Source organism: Polaromonas sp. P1_G2 (genome assembly GCF_056405515.1).
Genome location: NZ_JBFUBY010001141.1, coordinates 1 through 452, shown reverse-complemented (window position 1 = coordinate 452; position 452 = coordinate 1). Strand labels below are relative to the sequence as shown.

At 58.6% G+C, this 452-nt stretch carries 1 protein-coding gene; it reads right to left on the bottom strand.

What is annotated here, in order from left to right; all coding sequences use genetic code 11:
• Positions 1–452: VCBS domain-containing protein (locus AC1D0P_RS29455; protein ID WP_477679969.1), on the bottom strand; the 452-nt coding region annotated here is incomplete at both ends.

The following is a 452-nucleotide window of genomic DNA, read 5'->3' as shown; positions in this document are numbered from 1 at the left end:
CCAGTGTTTTGAGCCGAATCCGTCTCGGTGAGCTCCTGGGTGCTCGTTCCTGTAATGAGGGCCGCATCATTGGTGCCRTGRATGGTGACSGTGATCACCTGKGRGGTGCCRTCYGCSGTGGTGACGGTGATGCTGTCGGTATAGTCATGACCCGCCTTGAACTCGTCATGGGCRTCGTTCATGACATARGTCCARGTGCCRTCGGCGGCGATCGAGAACTTRCCGAAGCCATGGCTGCCATCGACATCSGTCTGCACATCGAAGGCGGCAGAGCTGTCGACATCACTGGCATCCAGCTTGCCGCCAGTGTTTTGAGCCGAATCCGTCTCSGTSAGYTCCTGGGTGCTCGTTCCTGTAATGAGGGCCGCATCATTGGTGCCGTGAATGGTGACGGTGATCACCTGTGAGGTGCCATCCGCCGTGGTGACGGTGATGCTGTCGTGATGCTGTCG